The organism is Streptomyces coerulescens (genome assembly GCF_042657965.1).
Classification (GTDB): domain Bacteria; phylum Actinomycetota; class Actinomycetes; order Streptomycetales; family Streptomycetaceae; genus Streptomyces; species Streptomyces coerulescens.
In genome coordinates this window covers 573,731-596,889 of record NZ_JBHSKM010000019.1, presented here as the reverse complement: position 1 = coordinate 596,889, position 23,159 = coordinate 573,731, and the positions used below count along the sequence as shown (strand labels likewise).

The 23,159-nt window shown below is 71.7% G+C and carries 17 protein-coding genes and 1 pseudogene; 11 read left to right on the top strand and 7 right to left on the bottom strand.

The window, feature by feature from the left end; genetic code table 11:
• Positions 1–8: 8 nt before the first annotated feature.
• The 4 genes from ACFPQ9_RS25680 to ACFPQ9_RS25665 all read left to right on the top strand — a co-directional run bounded on the left by ACFPQ9_RS25680 (position 9) and on the right by ACFPQ9_RS25665 (position 7,151).
• Positions 9–1,070: an esterase-like activity of phytase family protein gene (locus ACFPQ9_RS25680; protein ID WP_380857680.1), complete on the top strand. Its 1,062-nt coding sequence runs from the start codon at positions 9–11 to the stop codon at positions 1,068–1,070.
• A 122-nt stretch (positions 1,071–1,192) separates the two neighbouring features.
• A complete protein-coding gene (locus ACFPQ9_RS25675; RefSeq protein ID WP_380857677.1) occupies positions 1,193–4,906 on the top strand; it encodes an ABC transporter ATP-binding protein in 3,714 nt (1,237 codons plus the stop codon).
• Between the two features lie 330 nt (positions 4,907–5,236).
• Entirely contained in the window at positions 5,237–5,626 is a 390-nt protein-coding gene (locus tag ACFPQ9_RS25670) for a hypothetical protein (RefSeq protein WP_380858680.1), read from the top strand.
• Positions 5,627–5,744: 118 nt separating this feature from the next.
• The gene (locus ACFPQ9_RS25665) at positions 5,745–7,151 is read left to right on the top strand and encodes an aminopeptidase (protein ID WP_380858677.1); all 1,407 of its coding nucleotides are present in this window, start codon (positions 5,745–5,747) and stop codon (positions 7,149–7,151) included.
• A 4-nt stretch (positions 7,152–7,155) separates the two neighbouring features.
• On the opposite strand, the gene ACFPQ9_RS25660 is transcribed toward ACFPQ9_RS25665, so the two are convergent.
• Both ACFPQ9_RS25660 and ACFPQ9_RS25655 read right to left on the bottom strand, forming a co-directional pair.
• Positions 7,156–7,812: a hypothetical protein gene (locus ACFPQ9_RS25660; RefSeq protein WP_380857674.1), complete on the bottom strand. Its 657-nt coding sequence runs from the start codon at positions 7,810–7,812 to the stop codon at positions 7,156–7,158.
• Between the two features lie 141 nt (positions 7,813–7,953).
• Positions 7,954–9,813, bottom strand: a complete 1,860-nt coding sequence (locus ACFPQ9_RS25655; protein WP_380857671.1) for a glycoside hydrolase family 3 protein — start codon at positions 9,811–9,813, stop codon at positions 7,954–7,956.
• 448 nt (positions 9,814–10,261) lie between these two features.
• Between ACFPQ9_RS25655 and aroA the strand changes: the two genes are divergently transcribed.
• On the top strand, positions 10,262–11,506 hold the full coding sequence (aroA, locus tag ACFPQ9_RS25650; RefSeq protein WP_380857668.1) for a 3-phosphoshikimate 1-carboxyvinyltransferase: 1,245 nt from the start codon (positions 10,262–10,264) through the stop codon (positions 11,504–11,506).
• On the opposite strand, the gene ACFPQ9_RS25645 is transcribed toward aroA, so the two are convergent.
• Both ACFPQ9_RS25645 and ACFPQ9_RS25640 read right to left on the bottom strand, forming a co-directional pair.
• A complete protein-coding gene (locus tag ACFPQ9_RS25645) occupies positions 11,503–12,165 on the bottom strand; it encodes an anti-sigma factor family protein (protein WP_380858674.1) in 663 nt (220 codons plus the stop codon). The two genes, aroA and ACFPQ9_RS25645, sit on opposite strands and share 4 nt — an antisense overlap.
• A gap of 5 nt (positions 12,166–12,170) precedes the next feature.
• Positions 12,171–12,737 (bottom strand): RNA polymerase sigma factor, encoded by a 567-nt coding sequence (locus ACFPQ9_RS25640; RefSeq protein WP_380857665.1) that lies wholly within the window; start codon positions 12,735–12,737, stop codon positions 12,171–12,173.
• Positions 12,738–12,870: 133 nt separating this feature from the next.
• On the opposite strand from ACFPQ9_RS25640, the gene ACFPQ9_RS25635 reads away from it, so the two are divergent.
• Entirely contained in the window at positions 12,871–13,335 is a 465-nt protein-coding gene (locus ACFPQ9_RS25635; protein ID WP_380857662.1) for a copper-binding protein, read from the top strand.
• 476 nt (positions 13,336–13,811) lie between these two features.
• On the opposite strand, the gene ACFPQ9_RS25630 is transcribed toward ACFPQ9_RS25635, so the two are convergent.
• Together ACFPQ9_RS25630 and ACFPQ9_RS25625 are read right to left on the bottom strand one after the other, a co-directional pair.
• Complete coding sequence (locus tag ACFPQ9_RS25630) at positions 13,812–14,612, bottom strand: sugar phosphate isomerase/epimerase family protein (RefSeq protein ID WP_380857659.1); 801 nt, start codon at positions 14,610–14,612, stop codon at positions 13,812–13,814.
• A 55-nt stretch (positions 14,613–14,667) separates the two neighbouring features.
• On the bottom strand, positions 14,668–15,600 hold the full coding sequence (locus ACFPQ9_RS25625; RefSeq protein WP_380857656.1) for a bifunctional helix-turn-helix transcriptional regulator/GNAT family N-acetyltransferase: 933 nt from the start codon (positions 15,598–15,600) through the stop codon (positions 14,668–14,670).
• Positions 15,601–15,827: 227 nt separating this feature from the next.
• Between ACFPQ9_RS25625 and ACFPQ9_RS25620 the strand changes: the two genes are divergently transcribed.
• The gene (locus ACFPQ9_RS25620) at positions 15,828–16,634 is read left to right on the top strand and encodes a DUF4389 domain-containing protein (RefSeq protein ID WP_380857653.1); all 807 of its coding nucleotides are present in this window, start codon (positions 15,828–15,830) and stop codon (positions 16,632–16,634) included.
• Between the two features lie 80 nt (positions 16,635–16,714).
• On the opposite strand, the gene ACFPQ9_RS25615 is transcribed toward ACFPQ9_RS25620, so the two are convergent.
• Positions 16,715–17,761 carry a LacI family DNA-binding transcriptional regulator gene (locus ACFPQ9_RS25615; protein ID WP_380857650.1) on the bottom strand — a complete coding sequence of 349 codons (1,047 nt, stop codon included), beginning with the start codon at positions 17,759–17,761 and terminating at the stop codon, positions 16,715–16,717.
• A 285-nt stretch (positions 17,762–18,046) separates the two neighbouring features.
• On the opposite strand from ACFPQ9_RS25615, the gene ACFPQ9_RS25610 reads away from it, so the two are divergent.
• The 4 genes and pseudogenes from ACFPQ9_RS25610 to ACFPQ9_RS25595 all read left to right on the top strand — a co-directional run.
• Positions 18,047–19,198, top strand: coding sequence for a Gfo/Idh/MocA family protein (locus ACFPQ9_RS25610; RefSeq protein ID WP_380857647.1), 1,152 nt, complete (start codon positions 18,047–18,049; stop codon positions 19,196–19,198).
• The gene (locus tag ACFPQ9_RS25605; protein WP_380857644.1) at positions 19,195–20,346 is read left to right on the top strand and encodes a dihydrodipicolinate synthase family protein; all 1,152 of its coding nucleotides are present in this window, start codon (positions 19,195–19,197) and stop codon (positions 20,344–20,346) included. Before ACFPQ9_RS25610 ends, ACFPQ9_RS25605 begins: the two co-directional genes overlap by 4 nt.
• A gap of 35 nt (positions 20,347–20,381) precedes the next feature.
• Positions 20,382–21,179, top strand: a complete 798-nt coding sequence (locus ACFPQ9_RS25600; RefSeq protein WP_380858671.1) for a sugar phosphate isomerase/epimerase family protein — start codon at positions 20,382–20,384, stop codon at positions 21,177–21,179.
• A gap of 190 nt (positions 21,180–21,369) precedes the next feature.
• A pseudogene (locus ACFPQ9_RS25595) lies at positions 21,370–23,148 on the top strand (DNRLRE domain-containing protein); the annotation flags it as partial.
• Between the last annotated feature and the right edge of the window lie 11 nt (positions 23,149–23,159).

Below are 23,159 nucleotides of genomic sequence, written 5' to 3'. Positions count from 1 at the left end.
TGACCCCCATGCGCCTGAGAACCGTACTCGCGACCGCCACCGCGGGCCTGGCGGCGGCCACCTGTCTGACCGCCGCCGGCCCGGCGAACGCCCGCCCCGACTCGTCGGCCGGCCACGCCTGTTCGCCCACCGTCTCCATCGACCGCTTCTCCGACGCGCTCGACAAGACGACCTACGAGGGCACCTTCGTCGGCAACTTCTCCGCGCTCGCCGTGGACCGCAACGGCTCGCTCGCGGCCGTGTCCGACCGCTCCGCCCTGTTCCGCCTCGACGGCGGGACCCTCGCGCCGAAGGGCGTCGTCCCGCTCGCCGACGAGAGCGGGGCCGCCCTCGACTCCGAGGGGCTCGTCATCGACCGCGACGGCACCCGGCTGATCTCCAGTGAGACCGAGCCGTCCGTCCGCCGCTACTCCCGCGACGGCAGGATCCTCGACCGCCTCCCGGTCCCGGACGCGCTGCGCGTCGCCCCGGCCGGCCGCGCCGTCTCCAACGGCACCTTCGAGGGCCTGACCCTCCTCCCGGGCGGCCGCACCCTGCTCGCCTCGATGGAGTACGCGCTCTCCGGCGACAGCGCGGGCATCGTCCGCTTCCAGACCTGGAACCGAACCAAGGGCGACCGCTTCGAGCTCGGCCGGCAGTACGCCTACCGCACCGACACCGGACTCGGCGTCCCCGAGGTCCAGGCCACCCCCGACGGCCGCCTCCTCGTCCTGGAGCGCGGCTTCACCGCCGGCGTCGGCAACACGGTCCGCCTCTACCTGGCCGACCCGCGCCGCGCCACGGACACCAGCGGTGTCGAGAACCTCACGGGCCAGGACGGCATACGCCTGATCAAGAAGACCCTGCTCGCCGACATCGTGAACTGCCCGTCACTGGGAGCGACCGCCAAGCAGCCCCAGCCCAACCCGCTCCTCGACAACATCGAGGGCATGGCGATCACGGGGTACTCGAAGGGCCGCCTGAAGGTACTGCTGGTCAGCGACGACAACCAGAACGCAGCTCAGACGACCCGGTTCTACTCAATGCGGGTACGAACAACCCGCCAGGGGCGCGGGAAACTGCGCGACTAGCCACGACGAACCCGCACACAGAACACGACCGCACCCGGCAATCCATTTGTTGCAGCGGGATGAAATCCCCGCCCTGCGGCGTTGGTGCCTTCCGGCAGATCAGGACGGACGGAGGGCACCGCGTGGCAGCGCAACGGGGATGGGCACGACGGCTGTGGGGTTACGCCTGGCGCTACCCCAGGGACGTGGTCCTCGCACTCGGCTCCTCCCTCGCAGGTATGGCGGTCATGGCGATCGTCCCGCTGATCACCAAGGTGATCATCGACGACGTGATCGGCGGCGGCCGCAGCATGGCCGTCTGGGCGGGGCTGCTGGTGGGCGCCGCGCTGGTCGTCTACGTCCTCACCTACATCCGCCGCTACTACGGCGGCCGGCTCGCCCTCGACGTCCAGCACGACCTGCGCACCGAGATGTTCGGGACGATCACCCGGCTCGACGGCCGGCGCCAGGACGAGCTGTCCACCGGGCAGGTCGTCGGCCGGGCCACCAGTGACCTCCAGCTGATCCAGGGCCTGCTCTTCATGCTCCCGATGACCATCGGGAACTTCGCCCTGTTCGTGATCTCCCTGGTCGTCATGGCCTGGCTTTCGCTGCCCCTGACGCTGGTGGCCCTCGCGGTCGCCCCCGCCCTGTGGTGGATCGCGCGGCGCAGCCGGGCCAAGCTGCACCCCTCCACCTGGTACGCCCAGGCCCAGGCCGCCGCCGTCGCGGGCGTGGTCGACGGGGCCGTCAGCGGCGTCCGCGTGGTGAAGGGGTTCGGGCAGGAGGATCAGGAGACCGGGAAGCTGAGGGAGGTCAGCCGCCGGCTCTTCGCGGGGCGGCTGCGCACCATCCGGTTCAATTCCAGGTACACCCCGGCGCTCCAGGCCGTTCCGGCCCTCGGCCAGGTCGCGATGCTCGCGCTCGGCGGCTGGCTGGCGGTGCGCGGGCACATCACCCTGGGCACGTTCGTCGCCTTCTCCACCTACCTCGCCCAGCTGGTCGGCCCGGTCCGGATGCTCGCCATGGTGCTCACGGTCGCCCAGCAGGCCCGCGCGGGCACCGAGCGGGTGCTTGAGCTCATCGACACCGAGCCGTCGATCAAGGACGGCACCAAGACCCTGCCCGCCGACGCGCCCGCGACCGTCGAGTTCGACGACGTGTCCTTCGGCTACGCGGGCGCCACCGGCACGACCAGCCCCGTTCTCGACGGGCTGAGCTTCGAGATCCGCCCCGGCGAGACCCTCGCCGTCGTCGGCTCCTCCGGCTCCGGAAAGTCCACCGTCTCCCTGCTCCTGCCGCGCTTCTACGACGTCACGGGCGGCGCCGTCCTGGTCGGCGGCCACGACGTGCGCGAGCTGACCACGGACTCGCTGCGGGCCGCGATCGGACTGGTGCCGGAGGACTCCTTCCTCTTCTCGGACACCGTCCGCAACAACATCGCCTACGGCCGCCCCGACGCCACCGACGAGGAGATCGACGCCGCCGCGCGCGCCGCCCAGGCGGACCGTTTCATCGCCGAGCTGCCCGAGGGCTACGACACCAAGGTCGGCGAGCACGGCCTCACCCTCTCCGGCGGCCAGCGCCAGCGCGTCGCGCTCGCCCGCGCGATCCTCACCGACCCCCGGCTGCTCGTCCTCGACGACGCGACCTCGGCGGTGGACGCCCGCGTCGAGCACGAGATCCACGAGGCGCTCAAACAGGTGATGGAGGGCCGGACCACCCTGCTGATCGCCCACCGGCGCTCCACCCTGGGCCTCGCCGACCGCATCGCCGTCCTCGACGCCGGCCGCCTCGCCGACATCGGCACCCACGACGAGCTGCAGGAGCGATCCGCCCTCTACCGGCGTCTGCTCACCGACCCCGACGAACTCGGCGGTGTCTCGCCCGGCCACGCCCAGCCGGCCTGCCCGCAGGAGGACACCTCCGTACGCGACGAACTGGACGCCGAGTTCGACGCCGAACGCGGGGTGACACCGCGGCTGTGGACCGGGGACCGGGAGCCCAAGGACCTGGCGCTCGCCGAGTCGCCGGCCACGCCCGAGCTGCTCGCCCAGGTCGAGGCGCTGCCCCCGGCCACCGACATCCCCGACATCGACGAGGGGCGCGCGGTGCGCCCGGAGGCGTCGTACGGACTCAAGCGGCTGCTGCGCGGCTTCGGGCGCCCCCTGCTGATCAGCCTCGGCCTGGTCGCCATGGACGCCGGCATGGGGCTGCTGCTGCCCGTGCTGATCCGGCACGGCATCGACGACGGTGTGACCGCGGCGGCGCTCGCGGCGGTCTGGGCGGCGTCCCTGCTCGGTCTGCTCGCGGTGATCGTCCAGTGGGCGGCGCAGGTCGCCGAGACCCGGATGACCGGGCGTACCGGCGAACGCGTGCTGTACTCGCTGCGGCTGAAGATCTTCGCCCAGCTCCAGCGGCTCGGTCTCGACTACTACGAGCGCGAGCTGACCGGCCGGATCATGACCCGGATGACGACGGACGTCGACGCGCTGTCGACGTTCCTGCAGACGGGCCTGGTCACCGCGTTCGTCTCGGTCGTCACCTTCTTCGGCATCATGGTCGCCCTGCTGGTCATCGACATCCAGCTCGCGCTCGTCGTCTTCGCCACGCTGCCGCCGCTGATCGTCGCCACGTACTACTTCCGGCGGGCGAGCGTGAAGGCGTACGAACTCGCCCGTGAGCGGGTGTCGGTGGTCAACGCCGACCTTCAGGAGTCGGTGTCCGGGCTGCGGATCGTGCAGGCCTTCCGGCGCGAGCGGGACGGCGGCGCGCGGTTCGCCGAGCTCAGCGACAGCTACCGCCAGGCCCGTATCCGCGGTCAGTGGCTGATCTCGATCTACTTCCCCTTCGTGCAGTTCCTGTCGTCGGCGGCCGCGGCCTCGGTGCTGATCGTGGGCGGCACACGGATCGACGCCGCGACGCTGACGACCGGCGCGCTGGTGGCGTACCTGCTCTACATCGATCTGTTCTTCGCCCCGGTCCAGCAGCTCTCTCAGGTCTTCGACGGCTACCAGCAGGCCACGGTCTCGCTCGGCCGCATCCAGGAACTGCTCCGCGAGCCGACGTCGACGAAGGCCGCCGCCGAGCCGCTGGAGGTGCGCTCGCTGCGCGGCGAGGTCGCCTTCGAGGACGTGCGCTTCAGCTACGGCGACGAGGAGGAGGCGCTCGGCGGGATCGACATCCGCATCCCCGCCGGGCAGACCGTCGCCTTCGTCGGTGAGACCGGCGCGGGCAAGTCGACGCTGGTCAAGCTGGTGGCACGGTTCTACGACCCGACCGGCGGCCGGGTCACGGTCGACGGCACGGATCTGCGCTCCCTGGACATCACGTCGTACCGGCACCGTCTCGGCGTCGTACCCCAGGAGGCGTACCTGTTCCAGGGCACGGTCCGCGACGCCATCGCCTACGGCCGACCCGACGCCACGGACGCCGAGGTCGAGGCCGCGGCCCGCGCGGTGGGCGCCCACGAGATGATCGCGACCCTGGAGGGCGGCTACCTCCACGAGGTCGCCGAGCGCGGCCGCAACCTCTCCGCCGGCCAGCGCCAGCTGATCGCACTGGCCCGCGCCGAGCTGGTCGACCCGGACGTCCTGCTCCTCGACGAGGCGACCGCCGCGCTGGACCTGGCCACCGAGGCCCAGGTCAACCAGGCCACGGACCGACTGGCGGGCCGCCGCACCACCCTCGTGGTCGCCCACCGCCTGACCACGGCCGCCCGGGCGGACCGCGTGATCCTCATGGACCACGGACGCGTCGCCGAGGACGGCACGCATGAGGAGCTGCTGGCGTTGGGCGGGATGTACGCCGAGCTGTGGCGGACGTTTCTGGGGGAGGCGGAGCCGGCTGCGGTGTGACCCCGGGGCATTGGTGTGCCGGACGGAGTCCGGCCAGTCGTGCGAAGCCTGGGAGGCCCGCCAGGGCCGAACAGTGCGAGGGCGACCGAGGGAGGTTCTGCCCACGGACGCGTCGCCGAGGACGGCACGCATGAGGAGTTGCTGGCGTTGGGTGGGCGGTATGCAGAGTTGTGGCGGACGTTTCTCGGGGAGGCCGAGTCGGAGGAGTCGGTCGGGGTGGGGCGGTGAGGGGGCGTCCCGTGGCGTCGTGACGGTCGTGCAACCATCCGGCATACGCCGTGCGTCCGTACATCAGTACGCTCATTGCCGGTGTACGGGGAGGACAAGACGGTGGACAAAGGTGGGATACGCCGACGACTGGCGGTCGGCCTGGCGTTGTTGACGGCGTCCGGCGCGCTCGCGGTCGCGATACCGGCGCAGGCCCATGCCGCGCCCACGCGCTGCGAGGGCCGCAAGGTGAAGACGTACCCGTTCTCGACCGGCACCCTCTACGTCTACAAGCGCGGCGGACACGTCTGTGTCATCACCCTGCCCAAGGACCCCGGCCGCCGGCAGTGGATGAAGGCCAGCGTCCAGGCGTACCGGGCGAACGCGGTCGCCGACGAGGGCCGGCGCACCCACCGGGCCGGGCCCGTCACGGTCCACGCCGGCCAGCGCTGTGTGTGGGTGAAGGGCCGGGTCGGGCGCGGCTCGGTCAGCAAGGGCTGGATCCTCTGCTGAGCGCCTCCCCGGGGCGTCGTTCGGCCATCTCTGCCGCGAATTCCTCATCTCCCCTGGTGCGGCCGGGAGTTGCTCGCTAGCTTGCGCTGCACATTTGCTTCCCAGGGGAGGGTGCATGCTGCGCAAGACCCTCAGATGGCTGCTGACGCTCGCGCTGCTGACCGGCGCGCTCGGCACGGCCACGGTGAAGGCGGCGACCGCCGCCGAGCCGGACATCGAGGAACGGCTGCTGTCCATACCGGGCATGAGCCTCATAGAGGAGAAGCCGTACCCCGGCTACCGCTTCTTCGTCCTGTCGTACACCCAGCCGGTCGACCACCGGAACCCGTCCGCGGGGACCTTCCAGCAGCGTCTGACCGTGCTGCACAGGGATGTCTCCCGCCCGACCGTCTTCTACACCAGCGGCTACGAGGTCTCCACGACACCGAGCCGCCGCGAGCCGACGCGGATCGTCGACGGCAACCAGATCTCCATGGAGTACCGCTTCTTCACACCGTCCCGGCCCCAGCCGGCCGACTGGACCAAGCTCGACATCTGGCAGGCGGCCTCCGACCAGCACCGCATCTTCAAGGCGCTGGAGCCGGTATACGACCGCAAGTGGCTCTCCACCGGCGTCTCCAAGGGCGGCATGACCGCCACCTATTACGAGCGCTTCTACCCCCGTGACATGGACGGCGTCGTCGCCTACGTGGCCCCCAACGACGTCGTCGACGCCGAGGACTCCGCCTACGACCGCTTCTTCGCCCGCGTCGGCACCAAGGAGTGCCGGGACCGCGTGAACGCGGTGCAGCGGGAGGCACTGGTGCGCCGGGAGCCGATGAAGGAACGGTTCGCGGCGCACGCGGCCGAACACGGCTACACCTTCCGCACGATCGGCAGCCTGGACAAGGCGTACGAGGCGGTCGTCCTGGACTATGTGTGGGGCTTTTGGCAGTACAGCCTGCTCAAGGACTGCGACACGGTCCCGGCGGACGCGCCGCACGCCACCGACCAGGCGATCTGGGACGCCATCGACGCGAGCGGAGGCTTCGACTTCTACACGGACCAGGGCCTGGAGCCGTACACGCCGTACTACTACCAGGCGGCGACGCAGCTGGGGGCACCCATGATCGGGTTCCCCCACATCGAGCGCGGGCTGATCCGCTACGGCTACCTCCCGCCACGCGACTTCGTCCCCCGTGAGATCCCGACGAAGTTCCAGCCGTGGGCCATGCGCGACGTGGACAACTGGGTACGCCACAACGCCCGGCACATGATCTTCGTGTACGGCCAGAACGACCCGTGGGGCGCGGAACGCTTCCGCGTCGGCAAGGGCGCACGTGACGCCTACGTCTTCGCCGCGCCGGGAGCCAACCACGGCGCCCTCGTGGCGGGACTGGTGGACCGGGAGCGCACCCTGGCCACGGCCCGCATCCTGGACTGGGCGGGCGTCGCCGCCACCACGGCCGAGCCGGCGCCGCTGGCGAAGTTCGACGCGAAGCTCGACGCGCGGGGTCCGGAGCGGGAGCACAGACTGCGGCCGTGACGCCTCACACCGGGCGGGCGCAGCCCACCGGTCTCTCTCCGCCCAACTGGACGTAGAGGGCCGTCGACAGCGGACACTCGCTCCGCCGCTCGGCGGCCTTCGTCACCTTGTACTCCGGGTTCTGCTCGGCCTTGCCGTCGCAGGACGTCTCACGGACCTGGCCGTCGCCGGAGTCGTAGACGCAGTCGCCGACGATCGTGCGGGGGCCGCCTCCGCCGCCGGGGTCGCCGGGGTGGGGCGCGGCGAGATTGCGCATACAGGCGTAGCCCTGGGGGATCGCGCCGTCGCCGTCCTCGTCGGAGGTGCGGCTCTGCTCGCTGATGTGCAGCACGAAGTCCGTGGTCGCCGGGCACAGCGGCCCGTCGCCCACCGTGCCGTCGTGCCGCGCCACCACCCGCGCCGCCGCCCGCTCGCCGTCACAGGGCACCTCGGTGAAGCTCGTCGTGCCGAAGGAGCTGCACTCGTCGACGCCGAGGAACACCGTGCCGTACCCGGCGGGCCGTGTCGGCGTCACCTGCCGCCCGGTCGCGGTCGCGCCCGCGCTCTCCGCGAGCCGCCCGTCCTCCTCGGCCGCCCGCGACGGACTCTGACAGCCCGTCAGCAACGCGATGAGCAGCACCAACAACGCACAGGCCACTCCGGCACCACGTCTCCCACCCATCGCACTCCCCCCGGGTTCCCCCGTCCAGCGTGGCCCGTCGCGGCGGGCGCACGCCAGGCGTGTGGGGGCCTTTGCGTCGGTTGGGGGTGAGAGTGCCCGTTGTGCGGCGTACGGGCTCTACGTCCAAAGTGCTACGGGTCGTCAGCGGCGCTCGTACGAGAGTCCGTGGCCGACCGGATACAGCACCTCGGCCGGGTCGTCCGCCCGCTGCACCGGCACGGGGAGCCGGCCGCGCGGTGCCACCCGCCCGGCGATCACCCGTGCCGCCGCCCGCAGTTCGACGTCGGTCCAGGAGTAGGAGGCGAGGACCGCGCGGACGCCGGGCAGCTGCGCCACGTCGTACGGGTTGCGGATCGCCACCGCCACCACCGGCCGCCCCGTCGCGAGAAGCTGCTCGACCAGCACTTTCTGCGAGTTGGCCGCGGTGACGTTGTACGTCCCGACCACCACCGCGTCCGCCTCGCCCGCCGCCGTGACGGCCCGGGCGATGGTCGCGGCCGAGGGCGCCGTACCCGTCGACAGGGCGGTCGCCGTGAAGCCCAGCTCGGTGAGGGCGGTGGCGAGCACACCGGTCGGCGGGCCGGTCGTACCGGACGGCGAGGCCGGGTCGGCGCCCACCACCAGCACCTTGGGGTGCGTCCGGCGCGACAGCGGCAGCAGCGCGCCCTCGTTGACCAGCAGGGTCGTCGTGCGCTCGGCGATACGGTCGGCGGCCTTGAGATGCGACGGAATGCCGACGTTCCGGTCGACGCCGGCCTGACTGACGTACGGCGCGTCGAACAGCCGCAGCTTCGCCTTCAGCCGCAGCACCCGCAGGACCGACTCGTCCAGCCGCGCCTCGGTCAGCTCGCCGTCCCGCACGGCCTTCAGGACCGCGTTCCAGGCGATGTCCAGGGACGGCGGGTTGAGGAGCTGGTCCACGCCCGCCTTGAGCGCGAGGACGGGGACGCGGTCGTCGCCGTACTTCGTCCGTACGCCCTCCATGCCCAGCGAGTCCGTCACCACCAGCCCGTCGTAGCCCAGTTCCTCGCGCAGGATGCCGGTGAGGATCGGGCGGGACAGGGTGGCCGGGTCGCCGGAGTCGTCGAGGGCCGGGACCATGATGTGCGCGGTCATGATCGAGTCGATGCCGGCGCGGACGGCGGCCCGGAAGGGCGGCGCGTCCAGGGTCTCCCACTGCTCACGGGTGTGGGTGATGACGGGGAAGCCGTAGTGGCTGTCGACGGCGGTGTCGCCGTGCCCCGGGAAGTGCTTGGCGGTCGAGGCGACCTGTCGGCCGTGCTGGTATCCGGCCACCTCGGCGGCGACCAGGCCGGCCACGGCCGCCGGGTCGGCGCCGAAGGAGCGCACGCCGATCACCGGGTTCGCCGGGTTGACGTTCACGTCGGCGACGGGGGAGTAGTTCTGCCGGATGCCGAGCGCCCTGAGCTCCTGGCCGGCGATCCGGCCGAGGGTGCGGGCGTCGGAGCGCGAGCCGCCGGCGCCGATGGCCATGGCGCCGGGGAACAGGGTGGCGGGCTCGCCGACGCGGCAGACGATGCCGTGCTCCTGGTCGGTGGAGATGAGCACGGGCAGCCCGCGGGGCCGGCTGAGGGACGCCCGCTGGATGCCGTTGGACAGGTCGGCCATCTGATGGGGGTCGCGGGTGTTGTGCGCCCAGGTGAAGTAGATGATGCCGCCCACGCGGTACTTGGCGACCAGCTCGGCGGCCGTGCGGACGCCGATCTCCTTCAGGTTGGCGTCGATGTCGGCCTGGTCGGGGGCGGTCGCGGAGTGGCCGTAGACCCGCATGACGAAGAGCTGGCCGACCTTCTCCGGCAGGGTCATCCGGGCGATGAGGGCGCGCAGTTTCCGGTCGTCGGGGGCACCGGCGTGAGCGGTGCCGCCCAGGGCGAGGGCGGTGGTGACGCCCGCGCCGGCCGTGAGGACCGTACGTCTCGAGGGCGGGCGTGCGGTGTTTCCCGTGCTTCTTCCCGTGCTTCCCGTGCTGGTGTCGGGCACGTGCGCTCCTTCCGGAGGTGGTGCGCTGAAGGAAACTTCCGAGGAGTCACCAATAACCGGGAAGTTTCTGCCAGTCAAGGGAATCCGCCGTAACCGGAAGGAGGACGGCGACCGGAAAGGGGCCGCCATCGGCGCAGTTGGAGGGGGGCGCGCCGATGACGGCGTGCTGCCGGCCGCGGCACGGCGGAGAGGGTTGGTCAGCGATCGCAGCCAGCAGCGAGGGCCGACACCGCACCACGGTGACTCTCCGGCAGCTTGCGGGTTGGACGAGCGGGGCTGGGGCTGGGTTCCCCGCGACGAGCGGAATCGACGAAGTCGGTGAGCCCGGGGCGGGCGTGACGGATGGGCAGACGGATGGGTGGACGGGAGGGCGACGGCGGGCGACCGGCACCGGTCCATCCCGTGGACGCCCGGGCACGGCCGGCGGCCCCCGGGCGATCATGAGCGCATGCCCGTAGTCGCCCTTCCCGGCTCCAAGTCCATCACCGCCCGCGCCCTCTTCCTGGCGGCCGCGGCCGACGGTGTCACCACCCTGCTGCGGCCACTGCGCTCGGACGACACCGAGGGCTTCGCCGAGGGACTGACCCGGCTCGGCTACCGGGTCGGCCGGACCCCGGACAGCTGGCAGGTCGACGGCCGCCCGCAGGGCCCCGCGGCCACGGAGGCGGACGTCTACTGCCGCGACGGCGCGACCACGGCCCGGTTCCTGCCCACGCTGGCCGCCGCAGGGCAGGGCACCTACCGCTTCGACGCCTCGCCCCAGATGCGCCGCCGCCCGCTGCTCCCGCTGACCCGCGCCCTGCGCGACCTCGGCGTGGACCTGCGGCACGAGGAGCGGGAGGGCCACCACCCGCTGACCGTGCGGGCGGCCGGCGTCGGGGGCGGGCAGGTGACGCTGGACGCGGGGCAGTCGTCGCAGTACCTGACCGCACTGCTGCTGCTCGGGCCGCTGACCCGCGCGGGCCTGCGGATCACCGTCACCGACCTGGTCTCGGTGCCGTACGTCGAGATCACGATCGCGATGATGCGGGCCTTCGGCGTGGAGGTGCGCCGCGAGGGCGACACCTTCGTGGTCCCGCCCGGCGGCTACCGGGCCACGACGTACGCGGTGGAACCGGACGCCTCGACCGCGAGCTACTTCTTCGCGGCGGCGGCCGTCACCGGCGGCGAGGTGACGGTGCCGGGCCTGGGCGAGGGCGCGCTCCAGGGCGACCTGGGCTTCGTCGAGGTGCTGCGGCGGATGGGCGCCCGGGTGACGGTCGGCCCGGACGCCACGACCGTCCGCGGCACCGGCGAACTGCGCGGCGTCACGGTCAACATGCGCGACATCTCCGACACCATGCCGACCCTCGCGGCCATCGCGCCGTTCGCGTCCGGCCCGGTGCGCATCGAGGACGTGGCGAACACCCGGGTCAAGGAGTGCGACCGCCTGGAGGCCTGCGCGGAGAACCTGCGCCGGCTGGGCGCGGAGGTGGCCACCGGCCCGGACTGGATCGAGATCCGGCCGGGCGCGCCGGTCACGGACGGCGCCGAGATCACGTCGTACGGGGATCACCGCATCGTGATGTCCTTCGCGGTCACCGGCCTGCGGGTCCCGGGCATCTCCTTCGACGACCCGGGGTGCGTACGCAAGACGTTCCCGGGCTTCCACGAGGAGTTCGGGGAGCTGCGCGCTCGCCTGGGAACCGCCTAGCCGGCCGGGAAGGTCGCCGTGGCCAGGACCGTTCCGTCCGGCGCCAGCAGGCGGGCGCCCGTCACGGGCGCCGGGGCGGTGCCGGTCGGTGCCGCCCAGTAGCCGTAGCCGTCCTTGAGCGGGAACGAACCCACCGGGACCGTCGATCCGTCGGCGTGCACGAGCAGACAGCGCACCGGGCCCCGGCCGCCCCCGTCGAGGTCGACGGACATGTACACCCAGCCCTTGTCACCGGAGTGCGCGTAGATACGGCCCACCTCGTGGCCGTCGGAGACGAAGGACGCCTCCCGCAGACCGCCGTGCGTCTGCTGCGCGGGCGACGGGGGCGCGGCTTCGATCGCCGTACCGACCGCCCAGCCGCCGAAACCGCAGGCCAGAGCCGCCGCCACAGCGGCCGCCGCCAGCCGCAGCCGGTGCCTGCGGGGCCTGGGCGCGGGCGTCGTGCCCAGTGCCCGCAGGACCCGGCTCTCGAAACCGACCGGTGGCTCGGCGCCCGGCAGCAGTGCAAGCAGGCCGTCGCCGACCGCCGTCAAGTGCTCGATGTGCTCCCGGCAGTCCGGGCACCGGTCCAGATGGGCGACCGCCTCGGCCCGCTCGCGCGCGGGCAGCACCCCGAGCGCCAGCTCGGCGTCCAGCTCCCGCAGCCGCTCGCACTCCATGCCGCTCACCGCTTCTCCGCCGCTTCCAGCAGGGCCCGTACCTTGAGCGTCCCGGTCCGGATCCGGGTCTTCGCCGTGCCCAGCGGAACGCCCTCGGTCTCGGCGACCTCCCGCGCCGTCATCGCGTAGATCCCGGCCATCACCAGGGCCCGCGCCTGCTCGCGTGGCAGCTGTGCCACCGCCAGCCGGACCCGCTCCGCGCTGTCGTCGGCGAGCGCGCGCCGCTCCGGCGTCTCGGTCACGATGCCGAGCAGCGCGTCCAGGTCCTCCGGGGCGAGCGGGCTCGCCCGCCGGGCCCGTACCGCGTCGATCGCCAGGTTGTGCGCGATGGCCGTCAGCCACGCCCGTACCGAACCGCGCCGGGGGTCGTACACCTGCGCGTGCCGCCAGGCCCGTTCGAAGGTCTGCTGGGCGACGTCCTCGGCGAGCTGCGGGTCGCCCAGGACGGCGACGGCCACGCCGAACACCGTGCGCTGGAAACGGCGCACGAAGGCGACGGCCAGCTCCGGATCGCCCGTCGTCAGGCCGCTGAGCAGTGCCTCGTCGGGGACCCGCCCGAGGGAAAGGCCCATGCGCCACACACCAGGGATACGTTCCGCCGCCCGGAAGGGATTGCCGAACGTCCACGTCCATTCTCCGCCCCCGCAATCCCTCGGCCCGGCAGTGCCGTACCCCTTGCGGGGGGACGTTCCGGAGGACCGACTCATGACCATCCCGCACACCCGCGACCGCGTGCTCCTCGGCATCGCCGCCGGCGGACTGACCGCCGTGCTGGCCGCCTGCGGAGGCGGCGGCAACGGCAGCAGCGACAGCAACGGCAACAGCGGTGCCGACACCGGCGCCGGCACCCAGGTCACGGCGGAGCTGACCGATTTCCACATCAAGCTCTCGACGCAGAAGTACCAGCCCGGCGAGTACACCTTCACCGCGAAGAACACGGGCCACCACGACCACGCTCTGGAGATCGAGGGCCCCGGCGGCGAGAACCGCAGCAAGACAGTGGAGCCGGGGCGGTCCACGACTCTGACCGTGACGCTGGAGTCCGGCTCGTACGAGGTCTACTGCCCGGTCGACGGGCACAAGGACCTCGGCATGAAGACGAACATCACCGTCGGCGAGGCCCCGGCGCCGTCCGGCAACGACAACACCGCTCCGGGCAATGGCTACTGAGGGCGCGGTGGCGCGCCCGGTCCTGCGGGTGGCCGGTGCCGGGCTGACGGCGACGATGGCCGCGATCCATCTGCGCCTGTGGGCCGAGGGCTACAAGGACCTCGCCACCATCGGGCCGCTGTTCCTGCTCAACGGAATCGTCGGCATCCTGCTCGCCCTGGCGCTGATCACACCCGTGCGCCGCCTCGGCCCGCTCGCCGCCGGCACCGCGCTGTTCACTGCCGGAACCCTGGGCGCACTGTTCCTGAGCCTCACCGCGGGCCTGTTCGGCTTCACCGAGTACATCGACGCGGAACTGGTCCGCCCGACCTTGTACGTCGAGGCAGCGGGCGTGGCGGTCCTGACGGCCTTGGCGGTGGTGGCTCACAGACATGGGCGTCGGCGCTGGCGAGCTGCGCTTCGGCGGCGCCCTGAAGGGGCGCGGGGAACTGCGCGACCAGCCACGACGGCGCCGCGGACGAAACACAGCCCGTCGTTCACGCCGATTCGTTCAGCAGGCGCGACAGATGCTCCCGCCCCCCGTCCAGCAACTCGGGCAGCGGCGCGGCATCCGCGTACCACCGCTTCTCGTACTCCCAGCACAGCCACCCGTCCCACCCGTGCCGGGACAGCACCTCCACACAGTCGGAGAGCGGCAGTACCCCCGCCCCCAGCGCCAGCGGCGTCGTGTCGTCGGCGGAGGCGATGTCCTTGACCTGGACGTACCCGAGATACGGCGACAGGCCGGCGTAGCTCTCCGTGGGTTGCTCGCCGGCCAGCCAGGTGTGCATGACGTCCCAGAGCGAGCCGACGTGACGGTGGCCGACCAGGCCGAGGACACGGATCGCGTCGGCGGCGGCGCGATGCGAGTCGTGGGTCTCCAGCAGGATCCGTACGCCCATGTCGGCGGCGTACTCCGCGGCCGTGCCCAGCCGCCGCGCGGCGATCGCGTCCGCCGACTGGCGGCTCTGCTCGTGATCGGCGCCCGGGAAGACGCGGACGAAGGGCGCGCCGAGGTCGTGGGCGAGGTCGACGAGCCTGCGGACCTCCTCGATCACCGGTCCGTCGTCGCCCGGCGCGGCGACCCGGGCGTACCCGGCGAGCCCCACCGGCTCGATGCCGGCCGCCTTGAACTCGGCCGCCACATCGGCCCGTTCACCGGGCCCGAGCCCCAGGTGCACCGGCTCCTCGGGATGCGTACGCAACTCGACCCCGTGATATCCGTGCGCACTCGCGAGCCGCAGCACATCGGGGAGGGGGAGACCGGGGACGCCGAGGGTGGAGAACGCCAGTTTCATGCCTCCACCTTGCCAGGGAAACGTGAGCACGCCCATCCGACCGGCAGCCCGGAGGTCACTCCGCCGTGCCGTGCAGGTCCAGACGCCAGTCCTGGCCGGTCAGGTCCTTGCCGAAGGAGCGGTGGGGCTTCTCGGCGGCCAGAACGAAGCCATGGCGCTGATAGATGCGGCGGGCGGCGGACAGGACGTCGTTGGTCCACAGGACGAGGTCGCGGTAGCCGACACCGCGGGCGAAGTCGATCACGGCCGTGACGAGGCGGTCGCCGATGCCGAGGCCGCGGGCGTCGGGCTCGACCAGCAGCAGACGCAGCCGGGCCGTGGCGGGAGCCTCGTCCCGTACGCACATCACGCACCCCACCGGCCGCCCGTCCAGCTCGGCGATCCACACCCGCTCCAGATGCGGATCATGATCCTCCGCGAAGTCGGCGACGATCCTCGCGACCAGCCCCTCGTAGTCGGTGTTCCAGCCGTACTCGGCGGCGTACAGGGCGGCGTTGCGCTGCACGATCCAGCCGAGGTCGCCGGGGGCGGGCTCGCGCAGCAGGACGTCCTCGCGGCGGGGAGGGCGACGGTCGGAGAGGATCGTACGGACGGCGGTCATCGCCTCGGCGAGACGTGGCCGCTCGGCGACCGGCACCGTCGACAGCAGCGCACCGACCGATTCATTCGCCCGCTCCTCCAGCAGCTTGCCGGTCTCCCGGCCGCGCGCGGTGAGCGTGACGCGGCGGCGCCTCGGGTCCTGCCGCGAGGCGGTGCGCTCGATGAGCCCGTCCTGCTCGAACTTGTTCAGGATCCGGCTCAGATATCCCGCGTCCAGGGAGAGCTCGGTGCGCAGATCGGCCGCGTCGGTACGCGGGGAGTGCGCGAGCTCGTACAGGACACGGGACTCGGTGAGGGTGTACGGGGCGTAGAGGTGGCGGCTGTAGTCGAGGGCGCCGATGACGTTCGTGTAGAAGCGGTTGAAGGCGCGGATGTCGTGGACGGTCATGATCGTCGACCCCGTTGGACTCTGTGGCGGCTCGGCCAGTCGATCTCTGACTCAGTCAGAGGTTCCGTCGGTTCGAGCCTAGGACGTCCGCACCCCGACGGCTACCCCTGTGCGCACTGCCTCCGCTTCCGTTCGGACCTCTCCAGAGCGCGGGGCCCCTGCCGACGCCACAGCATGGTGAGGGCAGGCGGAACGGGCGCGAAGAACCGGGACCACTGGGAGTACGCATGGCGGCGGGCTGGGATCCACGGGCCGGTACGGGCCCCGAGGGCGCAGAGTGGCTGCCGGTTCTGGACATCCCCGCGGCCGCGCGGCAGCGGCGCTGGACCGTCCTGCTCCGCTGGCTGCTGCTCCTGCCGCAGTTCGTGGTGGTCTGGCTGCTCTCCATCGCCGCGTTCTTCGTGACCGTCGCCGGATGGTTCGCCGCCCTGTTCCTGGGGCGGCTGCCCGACGGGATCTTCTCCTTCCTCGGCTCGGTCCTCGTCTACCGGACCCGGGTCAACGCGAGTGCGATGCTCCTCGTCGACCGTTATCCGCCGTTCTCGTTCTCGGCCCCCGACCACCCCGTGCAGATCGAGCTGCGGGCCACCCCGCTGAACCGGCTCGCGGTGCTGTTCCGGCTGTTCCTGATGATCCCGGCGGCGATCGTGAACAACCTCGCGCAGGCGGGCTGGTTCGCGGTGAGCTGGGTGTTCTGGCTCATCGGCATCGCGCTGGGACGGCTGCCCGAGCCGGTCTTCGCGGCCACGGCCGCGGTCACCCGCTACGGGATGCGGTTCACCGCGTACGTCACGATGCTGACCCCGGCCTACCCCAAGCGGTTGTTCGGTGACGAGCCGGTCGCGCAGGACGCGGTCCGCTCGGGCACACGGCCGCTGCTCCTGACCACCGGGGCCAAGGTCCTGGTCGTGCTCTTCCTGCTGCTCGGCCTGGCCGGCCATGTCGTCAGCGGCACCATGGACTACGACGATTCCGACGACGAGTACGGCAGCGTGGGCCCGACCGCGGTACCGACGTACGGAACGGGCGACTGAGGGCGTCAACAGGACAGTACCGGCGCCCGAGCCGGAGTTGGCCTCCGCCTTCGCGGCGTACGCCGAGCCGCGAGCGCCCCTTACTTCCGCGGCCCCCCGGAAGACCCCCGGACCATCAGCTCCCCGCGAATCGTCGCGATCCCCCCGGGCGGCGGCTCCTCCCGGCCCATGGCGATCCGGCCCGCCCGCGCGCCCGCCTCCGACAGCGGCAGCCGCACCGTCGTGAGAGAGGGCACCGCGTCGACGCTGAACGGCAGATCGTCGAAGCCGGCCACGGACACGTCCCCCGGAATCGCCAGCCCGGAGTCCCGCAGGGCCGCGCACGCGCCCAGGGCGACCGAGTCGTTGGCGGCGACGACGGCCGTCAGGGACGGGTCCCTGCGCAGCAGTTCGAGCGTCGCCTCGTAGCCGGACTGACGGTCGTAGCGGCCGTGGACGGTCCAGCCGGCGTCCTCCTCCATGCCGTGCGCCTCCAGGGCGGCCCGGTGGCCCTCCAGACGGTGCCGGGTCGTCGTGCGCTCCTCCGGGCCCGCGATATAGCCGAGGCGCCGGTGGCCCAGGCCGATCAGGTGCTCGGTCAGTTCGCGCCCGCCGCCGCGGTTGTCGAAGGTCAGCGCGATCGCGCCGGTGTCCGGCGCCGGTGGCCGCCCGCACAGCACCACCCTTGTCCCGGCGTCCGTCAGCTTGCGCAGCTTCGCCGCGACCGCCGCCGCGTGCGGGGCGTTCTCCATGGCACCGCCGGTCAGCACCACCGCCGCGGCCCGCTGGCGCTGGAGCAGGGTCAGATAGGTCAGTTCGCGTTCCGGCGAGCCCCCGGTGTTGCAGACCACCGCCAGCCGCTCGCCGCCCGCGCGCCCGCCCGGACCCCCGATCTCCGACTGGATCGCGCTCGCCATGATCCCGAAGAAGGGGTCGGCGATGTCGTTGACCAGGATGCCGACCAGGTCGGAGGTGGCGGCGGCGAGCGCGCTCGCGGGACCGTTCAGCACGTAGTCCAGCTCGTCCACCGCGCGCAGCACCCGCTCGCGGGTGGAGGCCGCCACGGGGTAGTTCCCGTTCAGTACGCGCGACACCGTCGCGGGCGAGACCTGGGCGCGGGCCGCCACGTCCGCAAGTGTCACCGTCATCTCGTCGTCCTCCGGTCGCGCATCTCTTCTTGCCCCCTGTACGTGCTCGTAGACAGGCCGCCGCGGCCCGCGGTTCCATCCGGGCCGGTCTCGTGTATGTCGAGCGAACCTTACGGCCAGAAACCCCCGATGTTCGTCCCCTCGAACAACTCAGGCTGGTCACGGTCTTGTCCGGAGCACTGCCCAGAGGCTAGCTTCTACACTCGTAGAAAGCGCTTGCTGAGACGCTCACCAGTGCAAGACCGGGCGGTACGCGGCGCAGACCCCGCGTACGAAGGGAACGACGTGACTCGCAAGACGGTGCGTATCGCCATGAACGGTGTGACCGGGCGCATGGGTTACCGCCAGCACCTGGTCCGCTCCATCCTTGCCATCCGCGAACAAGGCGGTCTCGACCTCGGCGACGGCACCCTGCTGTGGCCGGAGCCGGTCCTGGTCGGCCGCCGCGAGTACGCCCTGAGGGCGCTCGCCGACCAGCACGGCCTGGAGCACGTTTCCACGGATGTCGACGACGTCCTCGCCGACCCGGCCGTCGAGATCTACTTCGACGCCCAGGTCACCTCCGCCCGTGAGGAGGCCCTCAAGAAGGCGATCGCCGCCGGCAAGCACATCTACACCGAGAAGCCCACGGCCACCGGTCTGGCAGGCGCACTGGAACTGGCCCGTCTCGCTCGTGAGAAGGGCATCAAGCACGGCGTCGTCCAGGACAAGCTCTTCCTCCCCGGCCTGCTCAAGCTCAAGCGCCTCATCGACGGCGGCTTCTTCGGCCGGATCCTGTCCGTGCGCGGCGAGTTCGGCTACTGGGTCTTCGAGGGCGACTGGCAGAGTGCGCAGCGCCCGTCCTGGAACTACCGCGCCGAGGACGGTGGCGGCATCGTCGTCGACATGTTCCCGCACTGGGAGTACGTCCTGCACGAGCTCTTCGGCCGGGTGAAGTCCGTCCAGGCCATCGCCACGACCCACATCCCGCAGCGCTGGGACGAGAACGGCAAGCCCTACGACGCGACGGCGGACGACGCCGCCTACGGCATCTTCGAGCTCGACGGTGGCGCCATCGCGCAGATCAACTCGTCCTGGGCCGTACGCGTCAACCGCGACGAGCTCGTCGAGTTCCAGGTCGACGGCACCGAGGGCTCGGCCGTCGCGGGCCTGCGCAACTGCCGCGTCCAGCACCGCACCATGACTCCCAAGCCGGTCTGGAACCCCGACATCCCGGCCACCTACTCCTTCCGCGACCAGTGGCAGGAGATCCCGGACAACGACGACTTCGACAACGGCTTCAAGGCCCAGTGGGAGCTGTTCCTGCGCCACGTCCATGCCGATGCCCCCTACCACTGGGACCTCCTCGCCGGCGCCCGCGGTGTCCAGCTCGCCGAGCTGGGCCTGAAGTCCTCGGCCGAGGGCCGCCGCATCGACGTACCGGAGATCCAGCCGTGACCATCCGACTGCCCGACTTCAAGGGCGGGTCGAGGGTGTACGACCCCCGCCCCGAGCCCCTCGCGCTCACCCCGGGCGCTCCCTTCTCCTCCCGTACGGTCTTCTCGGCGGCGCACGTCGTCGCCGACCCGTACGCCGACACAAGCCCCGGCGCGCCCGCCGCCGTCGACTGGGATGCCACCCTCGCCTTCCGCCGCCATCTGTGGTCCCACGGACTCGGCGTCGCCGAGGCCATGGACACCGCCCAGCGCGGGATGGGCCTGGACTGGGCGGGCGCGGCCGAGCTGATCCGGCGGAGCGCGGCGGAGGCCCGTGCCGTGGGCGGGCGCATCGCCTGCGGTGTGGGCACCGACCAGATCACCGCCGGGTCTCTCGTGGAGGTCCGGGCGGCCTACGAGGAGCAGCTCGCGGTCGTCGAGGAGTCGGGCGCCCAGGCGATCCTGATGGCCTCCCGCGCCCTGTGCGCCGCCGCCTCAGGACCCGAGGACTACCTGGAGGTCTACGGCCATCTGCTGCGCCAGTCCGCCGAGCCGGTGATCCTGCACTGGCTCGGCCCGATGTTCGACCCGGCGCTGGACGGCTACTGGGGATCGTCCGACCTGGACGCCGCCACGGACACCTTCCTGCAGGTCATCGCCGAGCACCCCGACAAGGTGGACGGCATCAAGGTGTCCCTGCTCGACGCCCGGCGCGAGATCGACATCCGCCGCCGGCTCCCGCAGGGCGTGCGCTGCTACACCGGTGACGACTTCCATTACCCCGAGCTGATCGCGGGCGACGAGAAGGGTTTCAGCCACGCCCTGCTCGGCATCTTCGACCCGCTCGGCCCGCTGGCGGCGGAGGCGGTGCGCGTCCTGGACACGGGGGACACGGCCGGATTCCGTTCCCTGCTCGACCCGACGGTCGAACTCTCCCGTCACCTCTTCCAGGCCCCGACCCGCTTCTACAAGACCGGCGTGGTCTTCCTGGCCTGGCTGGCCGGCCACCAGTCGCACTTCACCATGGTCGGCGGCCTCCAGTCCGCCCGTTCCCTCCCGCACTTCGCGCGCGCCTACGAACTCGCCGACGGACTGGGCCTGTTCCCGGATCCGAAGCTCGCCGAGGAACGGATGAAGAACCTGCTCTCCCTGTACGGAGTGGCCCAGTGAGCGCCGGCGATCTCTCCCGCTTCTCCATCAACCAGATGACCGTCAAGCAGCTGTCGATGCCCGAACTGGTCGCGTCCTGCGGCGTGCTGGGCATCGGCAACGTCGGCCTGTGGCGCGAGCCCGTCCAGACATACGGCCTGGAGGCGACGGCCAAGATCGTCCGTGACGCGGGTCTGACGGTCACGACCCTCTGCCGCGGGGGCTTCTTCACGGCGATCGATCCGCGAGAGCGTTCCCAGGCGCTGGACGACAATCGCCGGGCGATCGACGAGGCGGCGACGCTGGGCACGGACACCCTGGTCCTGGTCTCCGGCGGTCTCCCGGCCGGCTCGAAGGACCTGCACGGCGCGCGGGAACGGATCGCCGACGCGCTCGGCGAGTTGGCCCCGTACGCGGAACGGCGCGGCGTACGGCTGGCCATCGAGCCGCTGCACCCGATGTACGCCTCCGACCGCTGCGTGGTCTCGACGCTCAAGCAGGCGCTCGACCTCGCGGAACGCTTCCCCGCACACCAGGTCGGCGTCACGGTCGACACGTACCACATCTGGTGGGACGACGACGCGCCCGCGCAGATCGCCCGCGCGGGTGCGGGCGGCCGTATCCACACCTTCCAACTCGCCGACTGGACCACCCCGTTGCCCGAGGGTGTCCTCAACGGCCGCGGGCAGATCGGCGACGGCGCGATCGACATGCGCGAGTGGCAGGGCCATGTCGAGGCGGCCGGGTACACCGGCGCCATCGAGGTGGAGCTGTTCAACGACGGGCTGTGGGCGCGGGACGGACGCGAGGTGCTGGCGGAGACGGCGGCGCGGTTCGTGGAGCACACGGCGTGAAAGGGCCGGTTCCGGAAGGTCGACGGGATTTCCGCCGCCGGCGTTCCGGAATCACCGATGATCATTATCACTCGCGCGATATATGGATTGTTCAGGGCAATGCGGTCATCGGTCGGTATGTGCCACTCACAGCTGACTCCTAGTCTTTGCGCTCGTATTACCGCCAATTGACCAAAGGCCACAACCAGACATGCGCATACCTAAGGCCGGCACCGCCGGCCTGGTTCTCCTGTCCGTCCTGCTGCCGGCCGTCCCGGTGCACGCCGCGGCGCCCGCAGTGCAGGACACCGCAGTTCCCCAGGTGAGTACGGCTCCTGACGTACCGTCGGCCCTCGCGGCGGCCCGACGCACCGGCTCCCGCGTGGAGGCACTGTCCGAGCGCACCGAGACCTCGACCACCTGGGTGCACGGGGACGGCTCCCTGACGACCGAGCTGACCGCGGGCCCGATCCGCTTCGAGCGGGACGGCCACTGGGTCCCCGTCGACACCGATCTCACCGCCCGCCCGGACGGGTCCGTGGCGCCCAAGGCCCACCCGGCCGGCCTCACGCTCGCCGGCAAGGGCGGCGACATCGCCGACTCGCTCGCCGAGACCCGCAGCGCCGAGCCCCGCGACCTGGCCACCCTCGGCGAGGGCGACCGGCAGGTCACCCTGCAGTGGAAGGGCGGTCTGCCCCGGCCCCGCCTTGACGGCAACCGGGCCGAGTACCCCGAGGCCGTACCCGGCGCCGATGTGATCGTGGAGGCGACCCGCACCGGGTTCGAGCAGTACGTCGAGATCAAGAAGCGGCCGGAGCCCGGTGGCTACCGCTACACGCTCCCGCTGAAGGCCGAAGGACTGCGCGCCCGGCAGCAGGCCGACGGCAGCGTGCTGTTCACCGACGCCCGCACCGGCCAGGAGCGTGCCGTGATGCCGGCGCCCGTGATGTGGGACGCCACCGTCGACGAGCGGTCCGGCGAGCACACCCGGCGGGTTCCGGTCGACATGGACGTCGTCGCGAAGGGCGAGGACTCCTTCGACCTCGTCGTGACGCCGGACGCCGGTTTCCTGGCCGACCCGAAGACCCGCTACCCGGTGACGGTCGACCCGTCCACCTCCGCGCTCAGCAACGTCTTCGACACCTACGTCCAGCAGGGCGAGACCCGCGACTGGTCCACCGACACCGAGCTGGACCTCGGCAACCCGGGCACCAAGAACGCCAACGGCACCCCGCGCACCGCGCAGTCGTACCTCACCTGGGGGACCGCCCCCATCGCTGACGCCCTGGTCAGCAACGCCAAGTTGAGCCTGTGGAACTTCCACTCGGCCAACACCGACTGCAAGCCACAGCCCTGGGAGGTGTGGTCGGCGGACCCGGCCACCACCGCCAGCCGCTGGACCAACCGCCCCAAGACGCATACCAGGTACGCCACTTCCACCGAGACCAAGGGCAACCCTGCCTGCGGTGCCGACGGCTGGATCAACGCCGACGTCACCTCGCTCGCACAGAGCTGGGCCTCGGCCAAGGCGCCGCAGTCCACCATGGCCCTGCGCGCCGCCGACGAGTCGGCCGTCGCCCAGTGGAAGCGGGTCAACTCGGCCAACGCGACCGCCAATCCGCCCAAGCTGACGGTGACGTACAACTTCCGTCCGCGCTCCGGCAACAACCGGCAGGCCGGACCGCCGTACGTCAAGGACGCCTCCGGCACCTGGCAGGTCAACACCACCACGCCGACCCTGCGGGACACCTTCACCGACAAGGACGGCGACCGGATCAACGGCACCTTCGAGGTGGTCGAGGCGGCCACCGGCAAGCGCGTCGGCGACTATCTGGTCTCCCCGTACGTCGAGTCGGGCCGCGCCGCGGCCGTCACCCTCCCCGACGGCCTGCTGAAGGACGGAACGACCTACCGCTTCCGCACCAGCCCCTACGACGGCACCCACTTCAACCTCGCCTGGTCGCAGTGGAGCACCTTCACGGTCACCACCGGCCGCCGCCC

What these genes read in the sequence shown, in the direction of transcription:
- ACFPQ9_RS25680 (WP_380857680.1), top strand. Translation starts at nt 9, where the DNA reads ATGCGCCTGAGAACCGTACTCGCGACCGCCACCGCGGGCCTGGCGGCG.
- ACFPQ9_RS25660 (WP_380857674.1), bottom strand. Translation starts at nt 7,812, where the DNA reads ATGGGTGGGAGACGTGGTGCCGGAGTGGCCTGTGCGTTGTTGGTGCTG.
- aroA (WP_380857668.1), top strand. Translation starts at nt 10,262, where the DNA reads ATGCCCGTAGTCGCCCTTCCCGGCTCCAAGTCCATCACCGCCCGCGCC.
- ACFPQ9_RS25645 (WP_380858674.1), bottom strand. Translation starts at nt 12,165, where the DNA reads ATGGAGTGCGAGCGGCTGCGGGAGCTGGACGCCGAGCTGGCGCTCGGG.
- ACFPQ9_RS25640 (WP_380857665.1), bottom strand. Translation starts at nt 12,737, where the DNA reads ATGGGCCTTTCCCTCGGGCGGGTCCCCGACGAGGCACTGCTCAGCGGC.
- ACFPQ9_RS25635 (WP_380857662.1), top strand. Translation starts at nt 12,871, where the DNA reads ATGACCATCCCGCACACCCGCGACCGCGTGCTCCTCGGCATCGCCGCC.
- ACFPQ9_RS25630 (WP_380857659.1), bottom strand. Translation starts at nt 14,612, where the DNA reads ATGAAACTGGCGTTCTCCACCCTCGGCGTCCCCGGTCTCCCCCTCCCC.
- ACFPQ9_RS25625 (WP_380857656.1), bottom strand. Translation starts at nt 15,600, where the DNA reads ATGACCGTCCACGACATCCGCGCCTTCAACCGCTTCTACACGAACGTC.
- ACFPQ9_RS25620 (WP_380857653.1), top strand. Translation starts at nt 15,828, where the DNA reads ATGGCGGCGGGCTGGGATCCACGGGCCGGTACGGGCCCCGAGGGCGCA.
- ACFPQ9_RS25615 (WP_380857650.1), bottom strand. Translation starts at nt 17,761, where the DNA reads ATGACGGTGACACTTGCGGACGTGGCGGCCCGCGCCCAGGTCTCGCCC.
- ACFPQ9_RS25600 (WP_380858671.1), top strand. Translation starts at nt 20,382, where the DNA reads ATGACCGTCAAGCAGCTGTCGATGCCCGAACTGGTCGCGTCCTGCGGC.